General features: G+C 60.5%; 23 protein-coding genes. 14 read left to right on the plus strand and 9 right to left on the minus strand.

Annotation, left to right across the window (positions count from 1 at the left end; genetic code table 11):
- The first annotated feature begins 16 nt into the window (after positions 1-16).
- Positions 17-826 (plus strand): SDR family NAD(P)-dependent oxidoreductase, encoded by an 810-nt coding sequence (locus tag ACP2AV_RS02905; RefSeq protein ID WP_426371152.1) that lies wholly within the window; start codon positions 17-19, stop codon positions 824-826.
- A gap of 7 nt (positions 827-833) precedes the next feature.
- Here the strand turns inward: ACP2AV_RS02905 and ACP2AV_RS02910 are convergent, their stop codons facing one another.
- Complete coding sequence (locus ACP2AV_RS02910) at positions 834-1,220, minus strand: hypothetical protein (RefSeq protein ID WP_426371153.1); 387 nt, start codon at positions 1,218-1,220, stop codon at positions 834-836.
- Positions 1,221-1,336: 116 nt separating this feature from the next.
- On the opposite strand from ACP2AV_RS02910, the gene hemF reads away from it, so the two are divergent.
- Positions 1,337-2,221, plus strand: coding sequence for an oxygen-dependent coproporphyrinogen oxidase (hemF, locus tag ACP2AV_RS02915; RefSeq protein WP_426371154.1), 885 nt, complete (start codon positions 1,337-1,339; stop codon positions 2,219-2,221).
- Here the strand turns inward: hemF and ACP2AV_RS02920 are convergent, their stop codons facing one another.
- The 3 genes from ACP2AV_RS02920 to hemE form a co-directional block, all read right to left on the minus strand.
- Positions 2,222-3,433, minus strand: a complete 1,212-nt coding sequence (locus ACP2AV_RS02920) for a hypothetical protein (RefSeq protein WP_426371155.1) — start codon at positions 3,431-3,433, stop codon at positions 2,222-2,224.
- Entirely contained in the window at positions 3,430-4,704 is a 1,275-nt protein-coding gene (locus ACP2AV_RS02925) for a hypothetical protein (protein WP_426371156.1), read from the minus strand. Before ACP2AV_RS02925 ends, ACP2AV_RS02920 begins: the two co-directional genes overlap by 4 nt.
- A gap of 114 nt (positions 4,705-4,818) precedes the next feature.
- Positions 4,819-5,850 (minus strand): uroporphyrinogen decarboxylase, encoded by a 1,032-nt coding sequence (gene hemE, locus ACP2AV_RS02930; protein ID WP_426371351.1) that lies wholly within the window; start codon positions 5,848-5,850, stop codon positions 4,819-4,821.
- Between the two features lie 99 nt (positions 5,851-5,949).
- Here hemE and hemC point away from each other — a divergent pair, with 99 nt between their 5' ends.
- Complete coding sequence (gene hemC, locus ACP2AV_RS02935) at positions 5,950-6,897, plus strand: hydroxymethylbilane synthase (protein WP_426371157.1); 948 nt, start codon at positions 5,950-5,952, stop codon at positions 6,895-6,897.
- On the opposite strand, the gene ACP2AV_RS02940 is transcribed toward hemC, so the two are convergent.
- Positions 6,898-8,409 carry a malonate--CoA ligase gene (locus ACP2AV_RS02940; RefSeq protein WP_426371158.1) on the minus strand — a complete coding sequence of 504 codons (1,512 nt, stop codon included), beginning with the start codon at positions 8,407-8,409 and terminating at the stop codon, positions 6,898-6,900. It abuts the gene before it with no gap.
- A gap of 120 nt (positions 8,410-8,529) precedes the next feature.
- A complete protein-coding gene (gene hemN / locus ACP2AV_RS02945; RefSeq protein ID WP_426371159.1) occupies positions 8,530-9,885 on the minus strand; it encodes an oxygen-independent coproporphyrinogen III oxidase in 1,356 nt (451 codons plus the stop codon).
- Positions 9,886-9,954: 69 nt separating this feature from the next.
- On the opposite strand from hemN, the gene fnrL reads away from it, so the two are divergent.
- Positions 9,955-10,692 (plus strand): transcriptional regulator FnrL, encoded by a 738-nt coding sequence (fnrL, locus tag ACP2AV_RS02950; RefSeq protein WP_426371160.1) that lies wholly within the window; start codon positions 9,955-9,957, stop codon positions 10,690-10,692.
- A gap of 66 nt (positions 10,693-10,758) precedes the next feature.
- Here fnrL and ACP2AV_RS02955 read toward each other — a convergent pair whose 3' ends face one another.
- Positions 10,759-11,598, minus strand: coding sequence for a universal stress protein (locus tag ACP2AV_RS02955; RefSeq protein WP_426371161.1), 840 nt, complete (start codon positions 11,596-11,598; stop codon positions 10,759-10,761).
- 223 nt (positions 11,599-11,821) lie between these two features.
- On the opposite strand from ACP2AV_RS02955, the gene ccoN reads away from it, so the two are divergent.
- The 8 genes from ccoN (at position 11,822) to ccoS (ending at position 19,974) form a co-directional block, all read left to right on the plus strand.
- A complete protein-coding gene (gene ccoN, locus ACP2AV_RS02960) occupies positions 11,822-13,423 on the plus strand; it encodes a cytochrome-c oxidase, cbb3-type subunit I (protein ID WP_426371162.1) in 1,602 nt (533 codons plus the stop codon).
- 14 nt (positions 13,424-13,437) lie between these two features.
- A complete protein-coding gene (gene ccoO / locus ACP2AV_RS02965) occupies positions 13,438-14,163 on the plus strand; it encodes a cytochrome-c oxidase, cbb3-type subunit II (RefSeq protein ID WP_426371163.1) in 726 nt (241 codons plus the stop codon).
- Between the two features lie 12 nt (positions 14,164-14,175).
- A complete protein-coding gene (locus ACP2AV_RS02970; protein WP_426371164.1) occupies positions 14,176-14,358 on the plus strand; it encodes a cbb3-type cytochrome oxidase subunit 3 in 183 nt (60 codons plus the stop codon).
- On the plus strand, positions 14,355-15,218 hold the full coding sequence (gene ccoP, locus ACP2AV_RS02975; protein ID WP_426371165.1) for a cytochrome-c oxidase, cbb3-type subunit III: 864 nt from the start codon (positions 14,355-14,357) through the stop codon (positions 15,216-15,218). The genes ACP2AV_RS02970 and ccoP overlap by 4 nt, the downstream gene beginning before the upstream one ends.
- Before the next feature lie 486 nt (positions 15,219-15,704).
- Positions 15,705-17,189 carry a cytochrome c oxidase accessory protein CcoG gene (gene ccoG, locus ACP2AV_RS02980; protein WP_426371352.1) on the plus strand — a complete coding sequence of 495 codons (1,485 nt, stop codon included), beginning with the start codon at positions 15,705-15,707 and terminating at the stop codon, positions 17,187-17,189.
- 1 nt (position 17,190) lies between these two features.
- Positions 17,191-17,652 carry a FixH family protein gene (locus tag ACP2AV_RS02985; protein WP_426371166.1) on the plus strand — a complete coding sequence of 154 codons (462 nt, stop codon included), beginning with the start codon at positions 17,191-17,193 and terminating at the stop codon, positions 17,650-17,652.
- A 1-nt stretch (position 17,653) separates the two neighbouring features.
- Positions 17,654-19,819: a heavy metal translocating P-type ATPase gene (locus ACP2AV_RS02990; RefSeq protein ID WP_426371167.1), complete on the plus strand. Its 2,166-nt coding sequence runs from the start codon at positions 17,654-17,656 to the stop codon at positions 19,817-19,819.
- Positions 19,816-19,974 (plus strand): cbb3-type cytochrome oxidase assembly protein CcoS, encoded by a 159-nt coding sequence (ccoS, locus tag ACP2AV_RS02995; RefSeq protein ID WP_426371168.1) that lies wholly within the window; start codon positions 19,816-19,818, stop codon positions 19,972-19,974. The genes ACP2AV_RS02990 and ccoS overlap by 4 nt, the downstream gene beginning before the upstream one ends.
- On the opposite strand, the gene ACP2AV_RS03000 is transcribed toward ccoS, so the two are convergent.
- A complete protein-coding gene (locus tag ACP2AV_RS03000; protein WP_426371169.1) occupies positions 19,959-20,645 on the minus strand; it encodes an arylesterase in 687 nt (228 codons plus the stop codon). The genes ccoS and ACP2AV_RS03000 overlap by 16 nt on opposite strands.
- On the opposite strand from ACP2AV_RS03000, the gene ACP2AV_RS03005 reads away from it, so the two are divergent.
- The gene (locus ACP2AV_RS03005; protein WP_426371170.1) at positions 20,644-21,327 is read left to right on the plus strand and encodes an ABC transporter ATP-binding protein; all 684 of its coding nucleotides are present in this window, start codon (positions 20,644-20,646) and stop codon (positions 21,325-21,327) included. The genes ACP2AV_RS03000 and ACP2AV_RS03005 overlap by 2 nt on opposite strands.
- Complete coding sequence (locus ACP2AV_RS03010; RefSeq protein WP_426371171.1) at positions 21,324-23,852, plus strand: ABC transporter permease; 2,529 nt, start codon at positions 21,324-21,326, stop codon at positions 23,850-23,852. Before ACP2AV_RS03005 ends, ACP2AV_RS03010 begins: the two co-directional genes overlap by 4 nt.
- Before the next feature lie 15 nt (positions 23,853-23,867).
- Here the strand turns inward: ACP2AV_RS03010 and ACP2AV_RS03015 are convergent, their stop codons facing one another.
- The gene (locus tag ACP2AV_RS03015; protein ID WP_426371172.1) at positions 23,868-26,321 is read right to left on the minus strand and encodes a methyl-accepting chemotaxis protein; all 2,454 of its coding nucleotides are present in this window, start codon (positions 26,319-26,321) and stop codon (positions 23,868-23,870) included.
- Positions 26,322-26,352: the final 31 nt, after the last annotated feature.

A 26,352-nucleotide genomic window follows, 5' to 3' on the forward strand; every position in this document is an offset into this window, starting at 1 on the left:
TATTGGAGCTTTCGGGATGAGCTTTTCCATCGCAGGCAAGACCGCCATCGTCACAGGTGCGGCGACCGGCATAGGGCGCGCCATTGCCCGCCAGTTCGCCGAAGCTGGGGCCAATGTCATGTGCGCGGACATGGACGAAGAGGGGCTGGTCAGCGAGTTTGGGGACGAGGCCGAAGCCGAGGACACGGCAATCAAGTTCTATGCGGGCGACCTGCGCGAGAAACTGACCATTGCGAACCTGTTGTCGGCGACGTTGGATGCCTTTGACGGGATGGACATATTGGTGAACGCGTCGCGTCAGGTGCTGAATTCGGATCCGCTGTGTTCCGAAGACGATGGCATCGAAAGCATGTTGCAGCAGAATCTGATAACATCGCTGCGGGTCACGCAGGCAGTGGCAAAGAAGATGATCGCCTTGGCCGGTGAGCGCGAGGACAAGAGCCAGATCGGCTCGATCATCAACTTGTCATCGATTGCCGCGCACCGGACCCACCCATCACTGGTCGGGTTTTCTGTGGCCTCTGCGGCGCTGGAACAGATGACCCGGTCGATGGCGGTTTCGCTTGCGCCAGAGGGCATTCGGGTCAACGCGCTGGCGTGTGGATCGGTGATGTCCACTTCTCTCAAAACGACCTTGGCCGAGCAGCCCGATCTTCGCGATCGAATCATCGAGGCCACGCCGATGGGCCGTATTGCACCAGCCAGCGAACTGGCCGAGGCGGCCCAGTTCCTTGCCTCGGGCGCGGCGGGGTTCATGACGGGGCAGGTGCTGACGATCGACGGCGGGCGTACGCTGACTGACAACGTGGCCAGCCCGGCACATTAGGGCCTGCTCAGGACGGGTACTGCGCCCGGCACTGCGCATAGGTTTGGGGCAGTGCGCGGGCCAATTCGGCCCGTTTGGCCTTCATCTGCGCCAGTTTGCGTTTTTCCAGATCCAGGTCGATGGCAACGGGGACTGTCTTTTCCCGCGGCTCGTTCATTTGGCACAAAAGGAAATCCAGGTTGTCGCCCCGGTTGCCGGCGCAGAACTGCAAAGACATCCCCGGTTCCAGCCGTGTTTCCACAGCAAAGCCCCGCGTGACGTTCGCTTCGGACTGCGCGATCAGGCTATCCAGCGTGACCACATCGCGGTTTGCCGTAGCGATGCAACGCTCTTGCGGGGTGGCGCAAGCCGCCAGGATCGATACGGCAGACAGGGCGATAAATGGACGCAACATGGGTCAACTCCGGTTTCAGTCCCCCACAAGATAGGGTCTATTGGCGCCACTGCAATGGCCGGCTGGCCCGGTACGCTGAAAGCTGATAAGTCCCGCCGGGCAAGACGGAGAGTTCGATGACCACTGAAATGGCACCCGAAAAAGACCGCGCCAGCACGTGGTTCCGCGACCTGCGTGACCAAATCGTAGCGGCATTCGAAACGCTTGAAAGAGAACAGACGGCTGGCCCTCTGGCCGACCAGCCGGCGGGCCGGTTCGAGGTGACAGAAACCTGGCGCGACGGCGGCGCGGGCGGCGGCGGGTTGATGAGCGTCATGCGCGGCGGGCGGGTGTTTGAAAAAGTCGGCGTCAACATATCGACGGTGCATGGCACCCTGGGCCCGCGCGCGGTGGCCGCGATGGCGGCGCGCAAGGACATGCCGGGGATGACAGACGATCCCAGATTCTGGGCATCGGGCATCAGCCTGGTGGCCCATATGCAAAACCCACACACCCCGGCGGTGCATATGAATACGCGCATGTTCTGGACGCCCCACGGCTGGTGGTTCGGGGGCGGGTCCGACCTGAACCCTTGCATCGAATATGACGAAGATACCGCGTTCTTTCATGGCATCTTGCGGGAATTTTGCGATCTGCACGATCCCGCATTCTACCCGCGCTACAAGGCATGGGCGGACGAATATTTCTTTATCCCGCACCGGGGCCGCGCCCGCGGGGTCGGGGGCATCTTTTACGACGATCACAACACCGGTGATTGGGAAACCGATTTCGCCTTTACCCAGGACGTGGGCCGCGCTTTCCTGCCCGCGTTCGTCGGGGTGACCAAAAAAAGGCGCGATACGGTGTGGGACGAAAAAGATCGCGACGCCCAGCTGGTCCATCGCGGTCTTTATGCGGAATACAACCTGGTCTACGACCGGGGAACCAAGTTCGGGCTGGAAACCGGGCATGATGCGAACGCGGTGCTGATGTCGCTGCCGCCATTGGCCAAGTGGATCTGATCAGTCGACCGACTTGAAAACGACCCCGCCGGAATTCAGCGCTCCGCCACTGAAAGTGCGCGATGTGCCCTTGCGCGCATTGCCATTGTTCAGGATCGGTTCGCTGGGGGGCGATTGGTCTTGGTCGTCATTGACGTCAGACAGGGCATGTTGGCGGGCGCGTTCCAGTTTTTCGGCCTCGCGCCGGGCGCGTTCTTCGGCGCGGTCCTTGCGCGCGTTGTGTTCGATTCCCAGTTTGGGTGACCGCGCTTGTGGCGGAAAATACTTGCCCAGAACTGGTAGGGCAGGATTGGTCGCCATGGCCATTTCGATCGCTGTGTTGTCTTCGGGGATGGTCGGCGCGCGCAGCCAATAGAACGATGGCCGAACAGCGACTTCGGCAATATAGGTGTCCGGTTCGTCTTTGCGCCCAGGTTGCGTCTTTACGTCGTCTTTGATTGCCAGGTTGTAAAGCACGCAGGTGCCATAGGTATCGCGGATCTTTTCGCAGGTGAGTTTCGCCGCTTGCAACAGGTCAGCGCGGGCCGTGGCACGCGCTTCTGGTGTGTTTTCAACCGTCAACGCTGTTTGCTGGTGGCCGTGGCCACGCAAGGCTTCGATCGCCCACCCCGCCTTGTCCGAGGTATTGCCGGGAAGGATGGCCGGTAGAAAGGCCAGTTCCGCTTCGATGCGCCACATCGGGGCCGTGTGAACATCTTGCGAAGGCTTGTGGAACGTCTCACCGTGGGCGGAAACATGGACACGCTCGGTATTGGCGCCAATCAATGCGCAGCCGCGAACCAGATCGCCGATATAGACGTCGGCGCATTCACGCATCACCAGATCGCCCGCGCGCGCTTCGACCATGATCTGTTCAAGCTCTTGCGGTGGGGCGGATTCGCCGTCGCGCAGGACATCGTCGAGCGAAACGATCATTTGGAAAGTCAGCGTGCGATCCGCATTATAGAGATCAGGGTTCATGAGGGCTTTGACTTCTTGGGCTGCGCTGCGCGTGCCCAAGTTCAGCATGCCGTTCATCTTTTCGCCGACCCAGCCGACCTTGCCGGGAAGGCCCTTGGCTTCACTGATCGAGCCGGATTCAAACACGGCCTGTTCGCCGGACAGGGCCCTGGTGACCTGGCTGATCTGGCCGAAAAGGCCAAGTTGAAAGACCAGATAGCCGCCGATGAAAATCGCGCCGAACGCCAGGCGAATTGCGGTGACGGGGTTCATTGGGCGGTCTCCATCAATTGCGACGGGGTGTGGTCGACCTGCGCGCTCAGGGTTTCTTGCGGTAACAAGGGCGCAGGCGCCGCCTCGGGCACGTTGGGTGGAATCAGGCGGTTGATATCGCCATCAAGGAACTGCGCGACCAGATCGACCTGCATGGCCTGCACGGCGCGGGCGACCTCGTCATCGTGACCAGCCAAGATCACCTCGTCGTCCGAGACATAGACAACAGACTGGCTGAGGGGGCGGTGAGCAAAGCGCGGCTCTTCGCCCTGCGGCATGTGCCCCACCAGCATATGATAGCCGGTCGCGCCGCCGATCACGTTTTTCTTGGGATCTTGCCCGTAGAAATCGCGGAACCAGCCGGAATAGGCGAAATACCGTTTGTAATGCTGCCTGACGCTCTTTTCGCTCATCTGCTCGCGACCCGTCAGCGCGCCCCAGGTTTGTTCGGGTTCCTGCACGGGTTGCCAGTGACAGTTGGACTTCTTCACGTTGATGATTTCCATACTGTCCACCCCGTCCGGCAAGGCCACCGCAGCCGGACCATTGGACAACACCTGTACATGGGCGATCTCCGCATCGGGGGCAGCCATGATATTGAACAGCGTGCGCGGTGATCCGGCCTGCAGCAGGACGTAAGCAGGCTTTTCGGTGCGCCCGACATAGACCGAAACAGTTTCCAGCGGCGCCCAGGCGACCCCGCCATGGCTGCTGCGTTCGGTGCGCAGGCGCGATCGAACGTTGGCGTAAGCCGGGTCGCGGCGGGACCGGGCGGTGCGCATCCATTTCAGCGCGTAGTCTGTCAACCGATCCATCGAAATGACGTGCAAACCGGAGGTGCGATGACCGGGCGGGGTGTAGACAAAGACATTTGCCAGATATTCGCCCGCCCCGATGGCGCGCGGGGCGCAGTGATCCGGATTCGGCAAAATGTGATAATCCGCCGGGACCGGGTATTTTTCTTTCAGGTAGGGGTAGGTTTCGGGCGTAACGGCGTCCTTGATGAAATGCACGGTGCGGTTCGCGGCCATCAACGCATGTTCGCCCGCGCTGAAGCCAAATTCACCGTCGTAGCCCAAAAGGTTGGGATCGCTGGGCAGTTCCGTTTCGCCTGCCAGATTCACATGTGGGCCTGGCAGGTTGTCGGCGACGGTCATCGCGCCTTTCGCCCCGTAGCTTTCGGGGCGACTGGCGTCTTCCTTCATGCCAAGGACGAACCAGAAGGCGACGGCCAGCCCGGCCAGCGCCATGAGAATGTTTTTCGGTGACATGCCTGTCCCCCTGCCTCCCGCTACGGTTTCGCAGGTACCAAAGACGGACAGTGGTGGCGGAATTTAGGCGCAAACGGGCCAATTTGGGGGGTATTGGCCCGGCGTGCGCGACAATCAACCCCGAATGGCTTCCAGCATGATGTGCACATTGTCTGGGTCGGCATCGGGCGTGATGCCATGGCCAAGGTTGAAAATATGCGGCCCATTGGCGAAGGCGCGCACGATGTGCTGCGTTGCTTCGCGCAGCGCAGCGCCGCCCGTGACCATGTGCTTTGGATCAAGGTTGCCTTGCACGCAGCCGTCCACCTGAACCTTCTGCGCGGCCCATTCGGGGCTGACGGAATTGTCGATGGCAACACAGGTCGCACCGGTCGCAGCGTGAAACCCTATGTAGCCGTCATTGGCCTGACGTGGAAAGGCGATGGTCGGCAGATCGGGATGGCGCGCGCGCAATTCGGAAATGATACGTTTGGTCGGCGCGATGGCGTATTTGGCAAAATCCGCGCTGTTTAGCGACCCGGCCCAACTGTCGAAAATCTTGACCACCTCGGCCCCGGCCTGCACCTGCATGTCCAGGTATTCGATCGTCGCCTCGGTGATCCGGTCCAGCAATGCTTCAAAAAGCGCGCGGTTGCCGTCTTTGAGCGCATGGGCCGGGCCCTGATCAGGCGTGCCGCGCCCGGCAATCATATAGGTCGCAACGGTCCAGGGCGCCCCGGCAAAACCGATCAAGGTGGTGTCGGACGGAAGGTCGCGCGACAAGATGCGCACGGTTTCGTAAATCGGGTTGAGCGTCTCGTGGATGTCGTGCTTGCCTTTCAGGCGGTCGAAATCACGTTGCTCGGTGATCGTCGACAGGCGCGGGCCTTCTCCGGTCACGAACCACAGATCGGCGCCCAGTGCCTGGGGGACCAGAAGGATGTCGGCAAACAGGATCGCCGCATCAAACCCATAGCGGCGGATCGGTTGCAAGGTGACCTCAGCCGCCAGGTCCGGGTTGTAACAGAGCGACAGGAAATCGCCGGCCTGCGCCCGTGTCGCGCGATATTCGGGCAGGTACCGCCCGGCCTGTCGCATCATCCATACCGGCGGGGTCGGCAGCGTTTCACCCGCCAGGGCCCGAAGGATCGTTTTCTGGGTCATGATGCTCTTCCCCCTTTGGTTGCGGCCTTGGTCGGGTGCGCGCGATGGATTGTCAAGCGTATCCCCCTTGTCGGGCCGTCGTGTCGCGGGTAAGCGGGGGGCATGACGCTGACACTGCCCACCCCCGCCTCGCCGCTGAAAATCGGCACCCGTGGATCGCTACTCGCCTTGGCCCAGGCCAACGAAACGCGCGACCGCCTGGCCACTGCTTTTGACCTGCCGTTCGAAGCGTTCCAGATCGTCGTGATTCGCACGACCGGGGATCGGGTCATCGACCGCCCGCTCAAAGAGATCGGCGGCAAAGGCCTGTTCACGAAAGAGATCGAAGACGCAATGATGGGCGGCGAGATCGACATTGCCGTCCATTCGATGAAAGACATGCCGGTGGAACAGCCCGGCGGTTTGGTGCTGGACTGTTACCTGCCGCGCGAAAACCCGCGCGATGCGTTCATTTCGCTCGATGGTGGCCTGCTGGCTGATCTGGCCGAGGGCGCGGTGGTCGGCACGTCGTCGCTGCGGCGCAAGGCGCAACTTCTGAACCGCCGCCCGGATCTGCAGGTTGTGGAATTTCGCGGCAACGTTCAGACGCGGCTGAAAAAGCTGGCGGACGGGGTGGCGCAGGCGACGTTCCTTGCCATGGCCGGGATCACGCGGTTGGACATGCTGGGCGAGGTGCCCCACAGCCCGATCGACCCGGATGACATGCTGCCTGCCGTCGCGCAGGGTGCCATCGGGATCGAACGGCGCGGCGATGACAGTGTCGCAGGCGAAATGCTGGCTGCGATTCACGACATCCAAACCGGTGAAAGGCTGGCGGCCGAACGCGCGTTTCTGGCAGCACTCGATGGATCGTGCGAGACCCCGATTGCCGGTCTGGCCGAACGAGACGCAGGCAACCTGCGCTTGCGCGGGGAAATCCTGCGCACCGACGGGTCCGAAGCCCTGGCGGATGAAATCAGCGGCCCGATCGCAGATGGCGCGCGCATGGGCCGCGAACTTGCGCATACATTGCTGGCGCGCGCCGGTGACGGGTTCTTTGACTGGAAATAATCAGCCGGACAGCAGATCGGCGTAGGCCGTCCGCAGCGCGGCCTTTTGAACTTTTCCCATCGTATTGCGGGGCAGTTCGGGCCGAACGACGATGGCCTTGGGCAGCTTGAACTTTGCCAGCTGCGCCGCCGCCGCGTCCATGATCCTGGCTTCATCCAGCGTCGCTCCGGGCTGGGCCACAAGCACGGCGACCACGCCTTCGCCGAAGTCCGGGTGGGGTGCGCCGATCACCGCGCTTTCCAAGACGCCGGGCTGGGCATCCAGAACCTCTTCGATTTCCTTGGGATAGATGTTGAACCCCCCAGAGATGATCAGATCCTTGGCGCGCCCTACGATGGTGATATAGTCATCTTCGCCCTGCACAGCCATGTCGCCGGTTATGAAAAACCCATTCTTGCGCAGTTCTTCGCGGGTTTTTTCGGGCATCTGCCAATACCCTTGGAACACGTTGTCGCCGCGAACTTCCAGGATACCAATGTCACCGCGTGGCACTTCGTTGCCTTGGGGATCGCACACTTTCACTTCGGTGCCAGGCAGGGGAAGACCAACAGTGCCGGCGCGCCGCTCACCCTCGTAGGGGTTCGAGGTGTTCATATTGGTTTCCGTCATCCCGTAGCGTTCCAGGATACGGTGCCCGGTGCGGGCTTCGAAAGCCTCGTGGGTTTCGGCCAGCAAAGGGGCGCTGCCCGAGATGAAAAGACGGAAATGGCCAACCAAGTCCTTGTTGAACCGATCATCGCCCAGAAGGCGGGTGTAAAATGTGGGCACACCCATCATCGTGGTGGCATGGGGCAGGGCATCAATCACGGTGTCCAGATCGAACTTGGGCAGAAAGATCATGGCAGCCCCTGTCAAAAGGCAGATGTTGGTGCCCACGAACAGCCCGTGCGTGTGATAGATCGGCAAGACGTGCAGCAGGACATCGTCGCCAGTGAAACGCCAGTAATCGCGCAAGACCTGCGCGTTCGACAACAGGTTGCGATGGCTCAGCATTGCGCCCTTTGACCGGCCCGTTGTGCCCGATGTGTACAAGAACGCGGCCAGATCATCGTCGTCGCGATCGACCGGATCAAATCGTGTGGGTTGAGTTGCGGCCAGATCAGCAAAACTGCCATCCCCCGATGCGCCGAGGGTCATCAAAAGCGCGCCGCAATCTGCCGCGATCGGGGCCAGTGCGGCCTCTTTCGACGGGTCGCACAAGACCAGCCCCGCGCCCGAGTTTTCCACGAAATACGCGACCTCGGACGGGGTATAGGCCGTGTTCAGGGGCAGGAAAATCACCCCTGCCTGCACGCAAGCGGCATAGATGGCCAGCGCTTCGGGCGACTTTTCGATCTGCACGGCAAGGCGGTCGCCAACGGTCAATCCGGCGGCGCGCAGTGCATGGGCCATTGCAGCGGCCATCCCGATGAATTCCGCGTGGCTCAGGCTTGTGCCGTTGGTCAGATGCAAGAACGGCGTGTGGCTGCTTTCATGTGGGGCAAAAAGGGCATCGTAAAGCGGGTTGGGCATGGTGGTCTCCTCTTGCCCATCCTTTAGCGCGCAAGCCGCAGCGTGACCAGTGTGCGCGGCCCGCCTTTTTCGGCGCAAAACCCCGGTAGGTGCCCACAGCTGGCGCGCAGGCAGAGCGCCCTAAACTGCGATTGAATGAGAGCCTTCGTTCATTTGGTAGGCATCGAAATGACGCGCAATCATGCGGGTCAGGGGCTTGCCGATATCCAGGATCGCGATTCGCTCAGAATCGGTCGCCACCATGTCCGGAAAGGCAGCCGCCACGCCTTGACCAAATTCCAGAAACGCATCGCGCGACAGATCGAACCGGGCATTCAGGTCGTCAAACCTCACTTCGAAATCGCACATAAGGGCTTCGATGATCCGCCCGCGCAGGGCATCGTCATGGCAAAAAACATGTGCCTTGGATGTCGCCAACTTCCCCGATCGCACCGCCTCTTGATAGGCCGATGTGGCCGGCGCGTTCTGCGCGTAGCCCTGCCGATACCGCGAGATCGCCGAAGCCCCCAACCCGATCAATGTGTCGCACCGGTCGTCAGTATAGCCTTGAAAGTTCCTGCGTAGGCGGCCCGCTTTCTGAGCGACGGCAAGACTGTCATTCGGGCGGGCAAAATGGTCGATGCCGATTTCATCATAGCCGTCCGAGACAAACAGCGCGCGCGCATCATCGAACAGCGCCAGGCGCTCTTGCGGGGTGGGCAAGGCGTCGGTCGGGATCATGCTCTGGCGCCGGGCCATCCACGGCACATGGGCGTAGCCGAACAACGCCACACGATCGGGATTAAGTGACAAAAGTTGCTGCACCGACGTGGCAATTTTTTCAGGCGTTTGATGGGGCAGGCCATACAGGATGTCCGCGTTCAGGGAATTGATCCCGCGTGCGCGCAGCCCATCAACGGCCGCTTTGGTCACGTCGTAGCTTTGCACGCGCCCGATCGTTTCCTGGATTGCGGGGTCAAAATCCTGCACCCCGATCGAAGCGCGGTTCATCCCGGCTGCGGCCAGCGCATCCAGACGCGAATCGTCCAGTTCGTTCGGGTCGATTTCGACCGAAAATTCGCCGTCCGGCGCCATCGGGGCGATGTCGAAGATCGCCGCGGCCAAATCGGCCATCATGTCCGGTTCCAGCAGGGTTGGCGTGCCCCCGCCCCAATGCAAGTTGCCCAATACCACCCCATCGGGCAGCAAAGTCCCAAGGTGGACGATCTCTTTTTTCAGCGTGTCCAGATAGGCTGCGACCGGCGACAGGGTGCTGGTGCCTTGCGTGCGGCATGCGCAAAACCAGCATAACCTGCGACAAAACGGTATGTGCAGATAGAGCGAGATTTCTTCGCCCGGCTTCAGCGCCGCGATCCAGCTGGCGGTTTGCGCACTGAACGCACCCGTCTTGAAATGCGGGGCCGTTGGATAGGACGTGTAGCGGGGCACACGGGCGTCAAACAGCCCCAATGCTTTGAGTTGCGCATATGCTTCCATCCGGCTACTTTTGATTGGATAAAGAAACCCGGTCCTTGACGCAGATCAAGTCGGTGGGAGCGCACATTCATGAACGATCTGACTTTTGACAGCCGCGATTGCGGAACTTGCCCCATTCGGCATCGTGCGGTCTGCGCCAGATGCGACGAGTCCGAGTTGGAGATGCTCGACAGCGTAAAGTATTACCGGAGTTACGAAGCGGGTCAGCCGATCATTTGGTCGGGCGATCACATGGATTTCGTGGCCTCGGTCGTGACGGGTGTTGCCACGCTCAGCCAAACCATGGAGGACGGGCGCACACAGATGGTGGGCTTGCTGTTGCCGTCCGATTTCATCGGTCGACCGGGGCGCGAAGCGGCTGCATATGATGTGACGGCCGTATCGAACATCACCCTGTGTTGTTTCCGCCGGAAAGGCTTTGAAGACGTGATGCACCGCGCTCCGCACATCACTGAACGTTTGCTGGAAATGACCTTGGATGAACTGGACGCCGCGCGCGAGTGGTTGCTGATCCTGGGGCGCAAGACAGCCCGCGAAAAAATCGCGTCGCTTCTGACGATCATCGCGCGGCGCGAGGCGTCGCTGAACATGGTCAAACTGGGCTCGGGCGCGGTTTTCGATCTGCCACTGACGCGCGAGGCGATGGCCGATTATCTTGGGCTGACGCTGGAAACCGTGTCGCGGCAGGTTTCGGCGCTCAAACGCGAAGGTGTCATTGAACTGGAAGGCAAACGGCGCGTGGTCATTCCCGATATCGACGCTTTGATCGTCGAATCCGGGGACGATGCCGACGGGGGCTTTTTCTAAACCGTCAGAACGCACGATGTGCGGTTTTCCCGCCCACAGGCCCAAGAGCCCGGGGGCGGGGCAGGATCAATGTGTCATCAGAACCGGAACCGGCGCCGCGGTCAGCATGTCACGCGTTGCACCGCCCAGAATGGATTCGCGGAACCGCGAATGACCATACGCGCCCATGACGACGATATCGGCGTTTTTGTCGGCGACATGACGCATCAGCGTATCTGAGGTTCGCGGCATCGTCTTGGCCAGCACCGAGACTTCGCAGTTCACGCCGTGTCGCGCCAGTTTCTGGCTGAGCGCGCCGCCCGGATCGCTGCGGTCAGGTCCGTGGGTCGGCGGGTCGATGATCACGATATCCACCAGATCGGCGGCCTTCAGCAGCGGCATGGCTGCGCGAACGGCCCGCAGGGCTTCGCTGCTCTCGTTCCAGCCGATCACGATCCGTTTGGGGGACGGCGGCAGTTTGGCGTCGTCTGGAACCACAACTACCGGGGCGTGGGCATTGAACAAGGTGGATTCAAGGATCTCTTCATGCTCGTTCGAGCGCCCCTCGCCATAGGGCCGCGGCAGGACAACCAAGTCAGAAAACCGTGTCTGATGGGCCAGGAAAGGGGTCAGCCCCACCATCTGGGTGGCCATCGGTTCTGTCGCCCATGTAACGTCCGAGGCGCGCAGATAGTCCGTGACAGCGGATTCGATTTCCTGTGCGTCTGCCTTGGCTTGCTCCAGGTTCGACTGCACGATCATCGCGTTCGTACCTGCATAATAAAAGCCGGGCTGGGTCCGGTCGAGACCCAAGCAAATGATGTCCAAATGTCCTTCGTGCGCCCGTGCAAGATCTTCGGCAGCAACGAGCGCACCCTTGTCGGCGCCGAAATCGGTGACGACCGTTGTGATCGATTTATAGGCCATGGCCGCATCTCCCTAGGCGGTTCAAATCTGATGACATCGTGCCGCAGTCCCGCACGACGCACATTGATCCGGATCAAAAAGGATGCGCCATTGCGATGCATCTGTTTTTATTGATGCAGATCAAGGCCGGTTTGAAGCAATCGGGTCAGATACAATTCTGTCGAACCGGGTCAACGCGGGGATATCTGTTTGCCCGTGGACGATAGAGCGAAGGGACGCAAATATGTGGAATTATCTGAAACTGGTGGTGCTGGGGGTCATTGCGATCCTGGCTGCGATTGCCGCCAACTATGGCCGTGACCTGGCATATCAGGTGCACGCCATCATCATCCTTGCTGTGGCCGGCGGGATGTTTATCTGGACGTTGCGAAATACGGACGAGCCGCGAAAACCAGTCGTGGACACCGGTTATTTGGACGGTGTCGTGCGCTACGGTGTTGTCGCGACGGTCATGTGGGGGCTCGTGGGCTTTTTGGTCGGCACCCTCATCGCCTTTCAGCTGGCCTTTCCGGCGCTGAATTTCGAGTTCCTTCAAGGGTATGGAAATTTCGGCCGCCTGCGCCCGCTGCACACATCAGCGGTGATTTTCGCATTCGGCGGAAACGCGTTGATCGCCACATCCTTTTATGTCGTCCAACGCACCAGCGCGGCGCGCCTATGGGGCGGAAACCTGGGCTGGTTCGTGTTCTGGGGCTATAACCTGTTCATCGTTCTGGCAGCGACCGGTTACCTGCTGGGCGCAACCCAGTCGAAAGAATACGCCGAGCCGGAATGGTACGTCGATCTGTGGCTGACGATCGTTTGGGTCGCCTACCTGGTCGCTTTCCTTGGCACGATCATGACGCGCAAGGAAAAGCACATTTATGTGGCGAACTGGTTCTACCTGAGCTTCATCGTTACCATCGCGATGCTGCATATCGTCAACAACCTGTCGATCCCGGTGTCGATCTTCGGGTCGAAATCTGTCCAGGTCTTCTCCGGGGTGCAGGATGCCATGACGCAGTGGTGGTACGGCCACAACGCGGTGGGCTTTTTCCTGACGGCGGGCTTCCTGGGCATGATGTATTATTTCGTGCCCAAGCAGGCTGAACGCCCGATCTATTCATACAAGCTGTCGATCATCCACTTCTGGGCGCTGATCTTCATCTATATCTGGGCCGGTCCGCACCACCTGCATTACACCGCGTTGCCGGACTGGGCATCGACCCTTGGCATGGTGTTTTCGATCGTTTTGTGGATGCCCAGCTGGGGTGGCATGATCAACGGTCTGATGACGCTGTCGGGCGCTTGGGACAAGCTGCGCACCGATCCGGTCATCCGCATGATGGTCATTTCGATCGGCTTTTACGGCATGTCCACCTTTGAAGGTCCGATGATGTCGATCAAGGCGGTGAATTCTCTGAGCCATTACACCGACTGGACCATTGGTCACGTGCACTCGGGTGCTCTGGGTTGGAACGGCATGATCACCTTTGGCGCGCTCTACTTCCTGGTGCCCAGACTTTGGAACCGCGAACGGCTGTATAGCCTGGCGATGGTCAGCTGGCACTTCTGGCTCGCTACGATCGGCATCGTTCTGTACGCCGCGTCGATGTGGGTGACGGGGATCATGGAAGGCCTGATGTGGCGCGAAGTAGATGCCAACGGGTTCCTCGTGAACACCTTTGCAGACACCGTGTCGGCCAAGTTCCCGATGTATGTGGTGCGCGGTCTGGGCGGGGTCATGTATCTCACCGGTGCGCTCATCATGGCTTACAACCTCTGGATGACCGTGCGTCGTTCGCCTGTGAAAGCAGCCGAACCCGCCATGGTCCCGGCTGAATAAGGAGGCCCGGACAAATGGGGATTCTTGATAAGCATAAGTTCCTGGAAACCAACGCGACCGCGCTTTTGGTCGGCTCGCTTCTGGTGGTCAGTATCGGCGGCATCGTGGAAATCGCGCCACTTTTCTGGATCGAAAACACGATTGAGGATGTCGAAGGCGTGCGGCCCTATTCGCCGCTGGAATTGACCGGTCGTGACATCTACGTGCGCGAAGGCTGCTATGTCTGCCACAGCCAGATGATCCGCCCGATGCGCGACGAGGTAGAGCGTTACGGGCATTACAGCCTTGCGGCTGAAAGCCAGTACGACCACCCGTTCCAGTGGGGGTCAAAACGCACGGGGCCTGACCTCGCGCGGGTCGGGGGGCGCTATTCGGACGAATGGCACGTAGATCACCTGACTGACCCCCAGTCGGTGGTGCCGGAATCGGTGATGCCCAAATACGGGTATCTGGCAACCCGCATGATCGAGCCGACCTACATCACTGACCTGATGAACACGCACAGGTTTGTGGGTGTGCCCTACGACGATGAGATGATCGAAGCGGCCCGGCAGGATTTTCTGGCGCAAGCCGACCCTGACAGCGATTATGACGGGCTGCTGGAACGGTATCCGGGTGCACAGGTACGCAACTTTGATGGCGCTCCGGGGATTTCCGAAATGGATGCGATCATCGCTTATATGCAGATGCTGGGCACGTTGGTCGATTTCTCGACCTTCGAGCCGGATCCGGCGCGCTAGGGGAGGGAACCGATGAATTATCACATTCTTCGCGAAATCGCCGACAGCTGGGTTCTGCTGGCCATGTTCGCCTTTTTCCTGGGTGTCGTCATCTGGGCTTTCCGCCCCGGTAGCCGGGCGACCCATCGCGATACGGCAGGCATTCCCTTCCGGCATGAAGACAAACCCGCCGATGAACAGGAGGCGCGGCCATGACACGCAACGACAAAGAGTCTCAAGTTGAAACGACCGGCCATAGCTGGGACGGGATCGAAGAATACAACAACCCGCTGCCGCGGTGGTGGCTGTGGACGTTCTACGCCACGATCATCTGGGGGATCGGTTACACGATCGCCTATCCGGCCTGGCCAGGGATCAAGGGTGCCACGCAGGGGCTGCTGGGCTATTCGACCCGCGAAGAGGTGGCCAAGGACATCCAGACCTTTTCCGACGCCAATGCGAAAATCGAAACGCAGCTGGCCTCTGCCGACCTGACGACCGTTACCCCCGGAACGCCGCTCTATGATTTCGCGCGCAATGCCGGCGCAGCCGTGTTCCGTACCAATTGCTCGCAGTGTCATGGCTCGGGCGCGGCCGGTGCGGTGGGGTATCCCAACCTGCTGGATGATGACTGGCTCTGGGGCGGCGCGCTCGAAGATATCCGCTATACGATTGCCCACGGCATTCGCAACGAAGACGACTTTGACGCGCATTATTCGGAAATGCCCAGATTTGGCGCTGATGAGTTGTTGGAACCCCAACAGATCGAAGAGGTGGTGCAGCATGTTCTGGCCCTGTCCGGCCAAGACCACGATGCATCGCTGGCCAGTGCCGGCGCGGTCGTCTTCGAAGAAAACTGTGCCGTATGCCACATGGAAGACGGCGCGGGTGATCCCAGCCAAGGGGCCCCAAACCTGACGGATGCCATCTGGCTTTATGGCGGCTCGCAAGAAGCCATCACTGATAGCGTGGTCAATGCGCGGTTCGGCGTGATGCCCGCTTGGGGCCTTCGTCTGGACGATGCCGATGTGAACGCGGTGGCGCTCTACGTCCACCAGTTGGGCGGCGGCGAATAAGCAGACACCGGGGTGACCCGGTCAGGCACCGACCCTTGATCCTGTTCGCGCGTTTCTGACAGGGTCGGTGCCGCTAAACCGATATGGGCGCAACGCAAACGTTGCGCCCATGCGCTTTTCAGCAGATCGCTTGATTGACGCCGGACCGATAGGGCGGACGGTGTCAAACCCCATCAGATGGGGCGGATAGTGGCGCAACCCCTGTCTGGGCGTGCGGTGTCGCGGACAGAAGACGCGAAACATCCGGCGACCGGTCAAACGTGCGCTGCGATAAACCGGCCGTCACAGGGATTGGCGGATTTTGCACGCCAGCAAAGTTCCGGTACTGCAATCTGAACGTTCATATGGATTGGTAATCTCTTCCCCGCGCTCTCAGCGCGCTGACCCCCGGTGGGCGCCCCGCAATGCGGCTTTGCTCGCTGGATGCGACCCGAAATCACGGCCGCGTGAGTGCGGCGGAATTTGTTGATGCATGTCAAAGTGCAAATGCGCCCGACTTGCCATAAGGTATTCGCGAACAGAAACAGGAAAGATGCTCCAGTGAGCTCAACCCAATCCCCAGAACAGCTTTATGCTGCCCGCGAACCGGTGTTTCCACGCCGGGTCAAAGGCAAATTCCGCAATCTCAAATGGATCATCATGATCCTGACGCTGGGGGTTTACTACCTCACGCCATGGATCCGGTGGGACCGGGGCCCCGAATTGCCCGACCAAGCGGTGTTGGTCGATATGGCCGGCCGCCGGTTCTTTTTCTTCTGGATCGAGATCTGGCCGCACGAGTTTTATTTTGTGGCGGGCCTGTTGATCATGGCCGGTTTGGGGCTGTTCCTGTTCACCTCGGCCCTGGGCCGGGTCTGGTGTGGCTATGCCTGCCCGCAAACCGTCTGGACCGATTTGTTCATTCTGGTCGAGCGTTGGATCGAAGGCGACCGCAACGCGCGCCTTCGTCTGTGGCGACAAAAAAAATGGGATCTGCGCAAGCTGCGCCTGCGTATCACAAAGTACATCGCCTGGGCACTGATCGCCGTGGCGACGGGTGGCGCGTGGGTGTTCTATTTTACCGATGCGCCAACGCTTCTTGGCGACCTTTTGACCGGCCAGGCCCATCCGGTAGCCTATACGACTGTGCTGGTGTTGACGCTGACCACGATGCTGTTCGGGGGGTTCGCGCGCGAACAGGTGTGCGTCTACATGTGCCCGTGGCCGCGCATTCAGGCCGCCATGATGGACGAAGACACAATGACCGTGGGCTACCGCGAATGGCGGGGTGAGCCACGCGGCAAATTGCGCAAGGGTCAGCTTGACCCGAACCAGGGCGATTGCATCGACTGCATGGCCTGCGTGAATGTCTGCCCGATGGGAATCGACATCCGCAACGGCCAGCAGATGGAATGCATCACTTGCGCGCTTTGCATCGACGCCTGTGACGACGTGATGGATAAAATCGGCAAACCGCGCGGCCTGATCGACTATATGGCCCTGACGGACGAAATCCGCGAGCGCGAAGGTCACGAACCGCGCCCCATCTGGCAACACATCTTCCGTGTCCGCACGCTGGTCTATACGGCGCTGTGGTCGATCGTGGGGCTGGGGCTGCTGTTCGCGCTGTTCATCCGCTCGGACATTGAAGTGTCGGTCGCGCCGGTGCGCAACCCGGTCTATGTGACCATGTCTGACGGGTCGATTCGCAACACATATGACATGCGCATCCGCAACAAGCACGGCGAGGCCCGGCCTTTCCTTGTATCGCTCACCGGGGATCCGGCGCTGGAGCTGCGGTTGGAAGGATCCCTTGACGAAAGCGTGACCGTTCCGGCAGATAGCATGGCCATTCAGCGTGTCTATGTGATCGCGGCGCCGGGCTCGGTGCCCGCGCAGGACGAACGCAGCGAGTTCCGCTTCTGGATCGAGGATCTGACAAATGGCGACCGGGCCCACACCGACACCGTCTTCAACGGAAAGGGACAGTAAAATGGCGCAAGAGTTTCGCCTGACAGGGTGGCACGTACTGGCGGGGTTCGTCGCGGCCTTCGGGATCATCATCACGGTGAACGTGGTCATGGCAGTCAACGCGGTGCGCACTTTTCCGGGGCTTGAGGTCAAGAACTCCTATGTTGCCTCGCAGACATTCGATGCGGACCGCGCCGCGCAAGAGGCCTTGGGCTGGAACGTGACCCTGAAGACCGACGGCGACCTGCTGCGCTTGTCGATCCGGGACGATTTGGGCCATCCGGTCCAAGTGGCCGGACTGGGCGGTATTCTGGGCCGGGCGACAAATGTCAGCCAGGATCAAACCCCGGTCTGGACGTTCGATGGGCAGGACTATGTGGCCAACACCGGTGTGCTTGGACAGGGCTACTGGAACCTGCGCCTGCAGGCCGAGGCGCAGGATGGCACGACCTTCAAGCAGCGCTTGCAGATTTACGTGAAGTGACATGGCAGGATCGGTGCAGATATCGGCCTGCCCGGCCTGTGTAGCGGCGCCGTCGGCCGAAGATGTGGCCAATGCCCGCGAAGTGCGCGACGCACGGCTGTTGATTTCGCTACCCGCTATCCATTGTGCGGCGTGTATTTCAGGTGTCGAAGGGCTGTTGAACCGTCAGCCAGGCGTGCACGCGGCGCGGGTGAACCTGACACTGAAACGGGCCGCCGTGGACGCGGACGAAGACGTGAGCGCCGATGCGCTGGTCGAGGTTTTGAACAAGGCCGGCTTTGAGGCCTATGAACTGGACGCAGGGGCGATTGCCGCCAGCGGCCCAGATCGGCGGGGGCGCGCGTTACTGACCCGCTTGGGCGTCGCCGGTTTCGCCATGATGAATGTCATGCTGCTGTCCATCGCTGTATGGTCGGGGGCCAGCGATGCGACACGTGACCTGTTTCACTGGATTTCCGCGATGATTGCCCTGCCGACCATCGCCTTTTCCGGCCAACCGTTCTTTTCGTCGGCGTTGACGGCGCTCAGGGCTCGGCGCCTGAACATGGACGTGCCCATTTCGCTGGCGATCATACTGGCTGCGGGAATGTCAGTTTATGAAACCACACAATCGGGCCATCACGCCTATTTCGATGCAGCGCTGTCGCTGACGTTTTTCCTGTTGGCCGGCCGGTATCTGGATTACCGAACGCGGTCTGTCGCGCGTTCGGCGGCGCAGGAATTGACCGCGCTGGAAGTGCCAAGGGCGACCCTGACCAACGGCCAGGTCGTCAGCGTCGCTGACCTGGAGGTTGGACAAGAAGTGCGCGTCGTGCCCGGTGCACGCGTGCCGGTGGACGGGATCGTGATTGACGGCGCGTCAGAGATTGATCGCTCGCGCCTGACTGGGGAAACGCTGCCGGTCGCGGCGGAACCGGGCGATGCGCTGGCCGCAGGCGAGGTCAACCTGACCGGTCCGCTGACGCTGCGCGTCAGTTCGGCCGGTACAGATACGTCGTTGCATCGGTTGGCTGATTTGGTGGCGATGGCCGAAAGTTCGCGCAACCGCTACACGTCTTTGGCCGACAAGGCCGCAGCGATCTATGCGCCCGCCGTGCACCTGTTGGCGCTCTTTGCCTTTATCGGCTGGGTCTGGGCTTCGGGCGATTTGCGCCTGTCAATGAACATCGCGGTTGCAGTCTTAATCATCACCTGCCCTTGCGCGCTCGGTCTGGCCGTACCTGCCGTGACGACGGCGGCGTCGGGCCGCCTTTTTCGGGCGGGGATGCTGATCAAGTCGGCCACGGCGCTGGAACGAATGGCCGAAGTGGACACGGTTGTGTTCGACAAGACAGGCACGCTGACCGAGGGCGCGCCGCAGCTGTCGGGCGTTTATGATCCGCGCGACCTTGCCGTCGCCAAGGCGCTGGCGCAGGGGTCAGCCCACCCGTTAAGCATCGCGCTGACCGCCGCCGCTGACGTCGAGGCTGCGCCCGTGACCGATATCACCGAAGTGCCGGGCTATGGGGTGCAGGGATCCCTGAACGGCGCGCGCGTCCGGCTGGGCCGTGCGGCGTGGGTTGGCGCCGAGGCCGAAAGCACGACGGCCACCTATTTGCGGATCGCAGATGGCACGCCGGTTGCGTTCACCTTTACCGACCACCTGCGCGAAGGCGCAGAGGACGCTGTCACCGCACTGCGCGCGCAGGGCCTTGATGTGATTTTGCTCTCGGGCGATGCGCCTGCCCCCGTGGCCGAATTGGCGGCGCGCATCGGGATTGACGCCTGGGAGGCCGAAGCCCTGCCCGAGGCCAAGGCGATGCGCGTGGGCGAATTGGCCCGCAGCGGGCGCAAGGTGCTGATGGTCGGCGATGGTTTGAACGATACCGCCGCGCTGGCTGCAGCTCATGTGTCGATCTCGCCGGCCTCGGCGTTAGAGGCGACGCGCGTGGTGTCGGATATCGTGTTGATCGGCAAATCACTGGCGCCGCTGGGCGAAGCGATGGACGTATCGCGCAAGTCGGTGCGCCGCATACGCGAAAACTTCACCGTCGCAGCGATGTACAATGCCATTGCCATTCCCATCGCGCTGGCCGGTTTCGCAACGCCCTTGGCCGCGGCCTTGGCCATGTCGGGCAGCTCGATTATGGTGTCGCTGAACGCACTTCGCCTGAGAGGCCGCGGATGACCATTCTTGCCGTTCTGATTCCGATTTCCCTGCTGCTTGGTGCTGCCGGGCTGGCCGCGTTTTTCTGGACGCTGAAGAGCCACCAATACGACGATCCCGAAGGGGATGCCCGCCGCATTTTGTCAGACGACTACGACGATCATCCGCGCGATTGAGCGCGGGCAATCAACTGTAAAACCTTCGGGCCGATTTCTTCCACGATCAGCGCGACACCTGCGGCGTTGGGATGGATGCCGTCGCCTTGCATGTAGGTGTCCATCACTTGTTCGATGGGCGCTTGTGCAGCCAGCGGGCCCAAGAAGTCGTCGACCAGGAGCGTGTCGTATTTTTCGGCCAGCGCAGGGTATATGGCTTCGAAATCCGCTTTGTAATCGGGGCCATAGTTGCCAGGGACACCGATCCCGATCAACAGCACCGGTCGCGGTGCGGCCTTTTGCAGGATCGTTTCAAGATTGGCGCGCGCTGCTTCGGGGGATTGGCCGCGCAGCACGTCGTTGCCGCCCAACGCCACGATCAATGCGTCAGGCTCGTCTGCCAGGCTCCAGTCAATCCGCGCGGCCCCGCCCGCCGTGGTATCGCCCGACACGCCCGCATTCACGACCGTCACATCCGCCCCTTGGTCACGCAGCCAAGCTTGCAACTGGGGAACGAACCCGTCGCCCTGTGCAAGGCCGTAACCATGGGTCAGGGAATCGCCGAATGCAGTGATGATCGTGGGCTCGGCTGTCGCTGCAGACCCGGCGATAACCAATCCGGTCGCAGCGGCCTTGCTCAGCCCCCAAAAACCCCCATATCGTAACTTCAACCTGGACAAAGTGAATTTCATGACAGACCCGATCATCTCTCTCGTCAACGCGAAGCTCAGTTTGATGGGGAACGCTGGAACTGTCGATATTTTGCGTGGTATTTCACTGGATATAGCACGCGGGGAAACGATCGGGTTGGTCGGGCCATCGGGTTCGGGCAAGTCATCTCTCCTCATGTTGCTCGGTGGGCTTGAGCAGGCGTCCTCGGGCAGCGTGTCGGTTCTTGGCCACGACTTTACCACCATGTCCGAGGACGCATTGGCCCGGTTTCGTCGTCAACATATGGGGGTGGTGTTCCAGTCCTTCCACCTGATCCCCACGATGACGGCGCTGGAAAATGTGGCAACGCCTTTGGAATTGGCTGGTGCGCGCGACGCGTTCGAAAGAGCCGAAACGGAATTGGCGGCGGTGGGGTTAGCCTCGCGTGCCGGACATTTTCCGGCGCAAATGTCGGGCGGGGAACAGCAGCGGGTCGCGCTGGCGCGCGCCGCCGTCACGCGCCCTGACATCCTGCTGGCAGATGAACCAACAGGCAATCTGGACGGGCCCAACGGGGATATGGTCATGAATATCCTATTTGACCTGCGCGACCGACATGGCGCCACGCTGGTGATGGTCACCCACGCGCCAGAGATTGCGGCGCGATGCGACAGAACCATACGTCTGATCGATGGACAGCTGGCCCAGGCGACGACCGAATGACCATGCCTGTATCAATGCGCATTGCCCTGCGCGAAATGCGCGGCGGGCTGCGTGGCTTTCGCGTTTTGCTGGTTTGTCTGGTTCTTGGCGTTGCCGCTATTGCGGGTATCGGGTCCGTGCGGGCGGTCATCGAAGCCGGACTGTCCGAACAGGGCGCTGTGTTGCTCGGTGGCGACGCCGAGGTCGAACTGACCTATCGCTTTGCCGATGCCGCCGAACGCGATTTCCTGAACCAGACCTTCCCGGAGGTTTCAGAAACAGCCGAGCTCCGCTCGATGCTGGTTGCAGGCGAGGGCGCGGCGCAGGACCGCGCGCTGACCCAGGTCAAAGCCGTAGATGACGCCTATCCGCTTTATGGCAAGGTCGGTCTTTCGCCGGACATGTCATTAGCCGAAGCGCTGCGCGGTGCCGACGGCCGACCCGGCGCTGTTATTGCGCCGGCTCTTGCGGAACGGTTGGCCTTGGCGCCGGGCGATACGGTGACGCTCGCCGGGCAGCAGTTTCGCATCGCGGCGATCCTGACGGACGAACCTGACAACGCAGGGGCCGGGTTTATGCTCGGGCCGCGCACTCTTGTCGCGATAGATGCACTGCAGGGCACAGGGCTTTTTGCGCCTGGCACCCTTTTTGAAAGCGCCTACCGCGTGCGTTTGCCCCAGGGTATGACTTTGGATGCGGCGCAGGCTCTGACGCTGGAACAAATTGGGGAAGGTCATCATTGGCGCGACGCGCGCAACGGTGCACCAGGAATAGCGCAATTCGTGGAACGGCTGGGCGGGTTTCTGATTCTGGTCGGTTTGGCCGGCTTGGCCGTCGGAGGCGTGGGCGTGGCATCGGCCGTGCGCAATTATCTGGATGGCAAAACCGAAACCATCGCGACGCTTAAGACACTGGGCGCGGATCGCTCAATGATTTTCTCTATTTATCTTATCCAGATTTCCGTGATTTCCGCGCTTGCGATCATTATTGGTCTGGCAATCGGCATTGCGATTCCGTTCGTGATTGTGCCCCTTTTGGGCGATCGGTTTCCATTCGATCTGAGTGTAAACGTCCATGTCCGTGCCATCATTGAACCTGCAATTTATGGGGCTTTAACGGCCGCGGTATTTTCGCTGTGGCCGTTGGCGCGCGCTCAGGACCTTCGCGGCGCAGCGCTCTATCGCGGCGATGTGGCTCAGGCAGGTTGGCCGCGCTGGCCATATCTGGTGGCTATCGCCTTGCTCGTTGCGGGGCTGTGTGGGGCTGCTGTCGGTTTTTCGACGGCGCCGCTCTTGGCATCGGCCACCCTGGGCGGCGTTGCAACGTTTCTGTTGGTTCTTGCCGTGCTTGGGATTGCGGCGCGCAAACTGGCCGCGCGATTGGCCCGCAACAGAACGCTTCGGGGACGCCCTGTCTTGCGCTTGGCCCTTGGTGCAGTCGGCGGACCAGGCCGCGAAACTGTGGTGACAATGTTGGCCTTGGGCTTGGGGTTGACGGTTCTGGCGACCGTCGGCCAGATCGACAGGAATTTGCGACGCGAGATCGCGACCGAATTGCCCAAGGATGCACCTTCGTATTTCGTGGTGGATATCCAGAGCGCACAATTGGCAGGTTTCCTGGCTGATTCCGCGGCGGCCGAGGGTGTGGAACGTGTTGAAACCGCGCCTATGCTGCGCGGCGTGATCACACGTATCAACGGGCGGCCTGCTCAAGAGGTCGCCGGGGATCACTGGGTCATACAGGGCGATCGTGGGCTGACCTACTCGCGCGATTTGCCCGGTGATACCTCGCTCGTGGCTGGAACTTGGTGGGGGGACGACTATGACGGGCCGCCGTTGATCAGTTTTTCGGCCGAGGAAGCAGAAGAAATCGGGCTGGAGATCGGCGACAGTCTGACTGTCAATATATTGGGACGGCCAGTCACCGGCACGATTGCGTCTTTCCGTGAGGTGGATTTTTCAAGTGCGGGGATCGGATTTGTCATGTCGATGAACCCGTCTGCGCTTGCGTCAGCCCCTCAAAGCCACATCGCCACGATCTACGCAACGGACGAGGCGAGCGGGCCTCTTGTGCGAGGGCTCTCGCGGGATTACCCGAACATCACAATGATCCGCGTACGCGATGCCGTAGATCGAGTGATTGAACTGGTGTCATCCATCGCGGCGGCAACATCGTTGGGCGCGTCAGCTACCCTTGTGATCGGTTTCGTCGTGTTGGTCAGCGCCATAGCATCTGGCGAAGGCGCGCGTCGCTACGAGGCTGCAATTCTCAAATCCATCGGTGCCCAACGTGCACAGATCATGTCCACCTTTGCGCTGCGGTTTCTCTTGATTGGCGCAATCGCAGGCGCTGCCGCATTGGCGCTCGGTTCAATTTCAGCCTGGTTGATCCTGACTTTTGTGATGAATGCCGACTACCAGTTCGATCTTGGATCGGGTCTCACCATCGTCCTGATTGGCTTGGTGCTGACCATTGGCACCAGTTCGTGGTTTACCGCGCGATCCTTGCAGGTCCGCGCGGCGCAGGTTTTGCGATCGCCTGAGTAAAGACTGACTGGCGGACTAGAAGTCTTCCCAGCCATCCTCGTTCAGCGTGTTGTCGGCGACTGGGCTTTCATTCACGGCTTTGCGCTCTTCCAACGGATTGGCGGGCGAGATCGTCGGTGACGTGTCAAAATCGGGCGTGACGACATTGCTTGTGTCCTTTTGCCCGCGTCCGGTATTAAAGCTGCCGGTGATGGCTTTCAACGTTTCGACTTCACGGCCGAGCGCATGGCTTGCTGCGGTTGTCTCTTCGAACATCGCAGCGTTTTGCTGGGTCACTTGGTCAAGCTGATTAACCGACACGTTGATTTCACCCAGACCGACAGACTGTTGCTCAGCCGATGTTGCGATTTCGTCCACATGGGTGGCGATTTCTGTCACCGAGGCGACAATCCCACGCAATGCTTCGCCTGCCTGTCCGACCAGTTCGACCCCGCGTTTGACTTGAGCGCCGCTTGAGGAAATGAGGCCGTTGATTTCGCGTGCAGCGTCAGATGACCTTTGCGCCAGCGCCCGCACCTCGGACGCAACTACGGCAAATCCGCGCCCCGCTCCGCCTGCTCGGGCGGCTTCGACTCCCGCATTCAGGGCCAGAAGATTGGTTTGGAAGGCAATGTCATCGATCAAGCTGGTAATTTTCGAAATCTGCTCGGACGATGCTTCGATCTCGCCCATGGCATTGACGGCTTCGCCGACAATTCGACCGCTGTTTTCGGCATTCGCTTTGGCATCGCTAACCATACGGCTGGCGCGACTTGCGCCATTGGCGGCCGATTTGACCGAAGACGTAAGTTGATCCAGTGCGGTCGCAGTTTCCTCAAGCGTAGATGCCTGACGCTCGGTTCTAGCGGCGAGATCGTCGGCAGCGTTCGAGATTTCCGAAGATTCGCTGTTAATCAGGTCTGTATTTTCTACAACGCGGTCAATGGCTTCGCGCAAACGTTCCATCGCATTGTTAAAGTCCAGGCGCAGCCCTTCGTATTCGCTGTCGAACGTTTCGTCGATTTGAATGGTGAGATCACCATTCGACAGGCTTTCGAGACCGCCACGCAGCGCTTCCACCACTTTTGCAAGAGCAGCTTCGATCCGGGCGCGTTCGGCCGCCGACTGTTCCAGTTTCGTGACATTATCTGTGACGTCGTTTGCGATTAGCACCATACGTACGGGCTCGCCGCCGACATCGCGCACAATGGACAAGCTGCCGTCGACAGTTTTTTCGTTTCCGTCAGTGTCGCACAGCTTGAACTGGCCGGTTTGTGGGTGACCGGTTTCAGCCAGCAACTTGACTGCATCCGCCAGGTCAGACGACACGGCGCCGCATTCGGTTTCCAACGGTTCCCCGTCAGTTTTTCCAAGCAGCCTTGCAAAATTGTCATTCATTTCCAACAGGGTGCCAGACATAGATATCTGTGCGGTGATCTGACCGTCGCGAATTGCATCCAAAATACCACGGGTCAAGAAGGTCTCAGTGGCATCTTCCCATTCCAGAACGTAGCCGATCGTATTGCCGTCGGCGTCAGCCACTGGGCCAAAGATGATCGTAAATCGCTTATCGCCGAGCGCGAGTACCGAAGACCCGCCACTTTCCTCGGCACGGACCCGTTCGACAAAGCCCTCACCATCGGGATGTACGCTGGCCAGATTGGTTTCGACCAAAGCCGTGGGATCGAACGTGGCCGCATTCGGGAAGTGCGTGTGATTGGAGTGCAAGAGGCTTGCGACCGACGGGTTCGCTGCAATCACGTTGAAACTTTCGTCAACCATCATCAACGCAGCCGAACTTGCTTCGAACGCGGCACTCTTGAACGAACTTTCTCTGGCGAGGGCGGCGCCTGCCGCGAGCTTTTCGCGGAAACCATCCAGGGACGCTGCAACAACACCAATTTCGTCCTTGCGGTGCTTGCCGGGTATCTCGCTGCTGTAATCGCCTTTCGCGACCAGATCGACCGAGGTGTTGACCCGGTGTAGCGGGCTTATCGTCATTCGATGAACCACAAGCGCCAGTCCGCCCACACCGAACAGGAACACGATACCAGCTACGCCGAGAGTCAAAATGTTCCGCTGGACGATCGTTTCTACCATGTTGGTATCCGTCAGTTCCATGACGATGGCGCCAATAGGCTCCGCGTTGGGGGCCGTCTTAACGGGCCAGGCTACGGCGAACCCATTGCGAGCGCTCGCCATTTCGCCCTGTTCGATTGCGCTCTTTGCCAAGTCGTCGATACCTTCGATCAACTCGCCATATACCGACAAGAAATTGCCATCAGCAGTGACAGCAGCAGCACCATGGAAGCTAGCGCCCAACGACTCGCCCAGGCGCGTAAAGTCGCCGACCAGGGTCTCGCCAAGGTTGAACGTGAATGAATCAGTGCTCTGGGCCGCAACGAATTCGCTCAAAGCCTGGGTTTGCTGCGTGATGCCCATGTTCGTGACCGTCTTCGTGGTCGCCGCGTTCATGATTACAAGGGGCAATACGACCGCAGCGCCTACGACGCAGAGCATC

This window comes from Aliiroseovarius sp. PTFE2010 (assembly GCF_049943335.1).
In the GTDB taxonomy this organism is placed as follows: Bacteria; Pseudomonadota; Alphaproteobacteria; order Rhodobacterales; family Rhodobacteraceae; genus JBNFVY01.

Excerpts from the sequence above, each read along its gene's own strand:
- ACP2AV_RS02990 (WP_426371167.1), top strand. The coding sequence starts at position 17,654 with ATGGCAGGATCGGTGCAGATATCGGCCTGCCCGGCCTGTGTAGCGGCG.
- ACP2AV_RS02970 (WP_426371164.1), top strand. The coding sequence starts at position 14,176 with ATGAATTATCACATTCTTCGCGAAATCGCCGACAGCTGGGTTCTGCTG.
- ACP2AV_RS03010 (WP_426371171.1), top strand. The coding sequence starts at position 21,324 with ATGACCATGCCTGTATCAATGCGCATTGCCCTGCGCGAAATGCGCGGC.
- ACP2AV_RS02905 (WP_426371152.1), top strand. The coding sequence starts at position 17 with ATGAGCTTTTCCATCGCAGGCAAGACCGCCATCGTCACAGGTGCGGCG.
- ccoN (WP_426371162.1), top strand. The coding sequence starts at position 11,822 with ATGTGGAATTATCTGAAACTGGTGGTGCTGGGGGTCATTGCGATCCTG.
- ccoP (WP_426371165.1), top strand. The coding sequence starts at position 14,355 with ATGACACGCAACGACAAAGAGTCTCAAGTTGAAACGACCGGCCATAGC.
- ccoO (WP_426371163.1), top strand. The coding sequence starts at position 13,438 with ATGGGGATTCTTGATAAGCATAAGTTCCTGGAAACCAACGCGACCGCG.
- hemF (WP_426371154.1), top strand. The coding sequence starts at position 1,337 with ATGACCACTGAAATGGCACCCGAAAAAGACCGCGCCAGCACGTGGTTC.
- ccoS (WP_426371168.1), top strand. The coding sequence starts at position 19,816 with ATGACCATTCTTGCCGTTCTGATTCCGATTTCCCTGCTGCTTGGTGCT.
- ACP2AV_RS02910 (WP_426371153.1), bottom strand. The coding sequence starts at position 1,220 with ATGTTGCGTCCATTTATCGCCCTGTCTGCCGTATCGATCCTGGCGGCT.
- ACP2AV_RS02940 (WP_426371158.1), bottom strand. The coding sequence starts at position 8,409 with ATGCCCAACCCGCTTTACGATGCCCTTTTTGCCCCACATGAAAGCAGC.
- ccoG (WP_426371352.1), top strand. The coding sequence starts at position 15,705 with ATGCGCCCGACTTGCCATAAGGTATTCGCGAACAGAAACAGGAAAGAT.
- ACP2AV_RS02955 (WP_426371161.1), bottom strand. The coding sequence starts at position 11,598 with ATGGCCTATAAATCGATCACAACGGTCGTCACCGATTTCGGCGCCGAC.
- fnrL (WP_426371160.1), top strand. The coding sequence starts at position 9,955 with ATGAACGATCTGACTTTTGACAGCCGCGATTGCGGAACTTGCCCCATT.
- ACP2AV_RS02920 (WP_426371155.1), bottom strand. The coding sequence starts at position 3,433 with ATGAACCCCGTCACCGCAATTCGCCTGGCGTTCGGCGCGATTTTCATC.
- ACP2AV_RS02985 (WP_426371166.1), top strand. The coding sequence starts at position 17,191 with ATGGCGCAAGAGTTTCGCCTGACAGGGTGGCACGTACTGGCGGGGTTC.
- ACP2AV_RS02925 (WP_426371156.1), bottom strand. The coding sequence starts at position 4,704 with ATGTCACCGAAAAACATTCTCATGGCGCTGGCCGGGCTGGCCGTCGCC.
- hemC (WP_426371157.1), top strand. The coding sequence starts at position 5,950 with ATGACGCTGACACTGCCCACCCCCGCCTCGCCGCTGAAAATCGGCACC.
- ACP2AV_RS03005 (WP_426371170.1), top strand. The coding sequence starts at position 20,644 with ATGACAGACCCGATCATCTCTCTCGTCAACGCGAAGCTCAGTTTGATG.
- hemN (WP_426371159.1), bottom strand. The coding sequence starts at position 9,885 with ATGGAAGCATATGCGCAACTCAAAGCATTGGGGCTGTTTGACGCCCGT.
- ACP2AV_RS03000 (WP_426371169.1), bottom strand. The coding sequence starts at position 20,645 with ATGAAATTCACTTTGTCCAGGTTGAAGTTACGATATGGGGGTTTTTGG.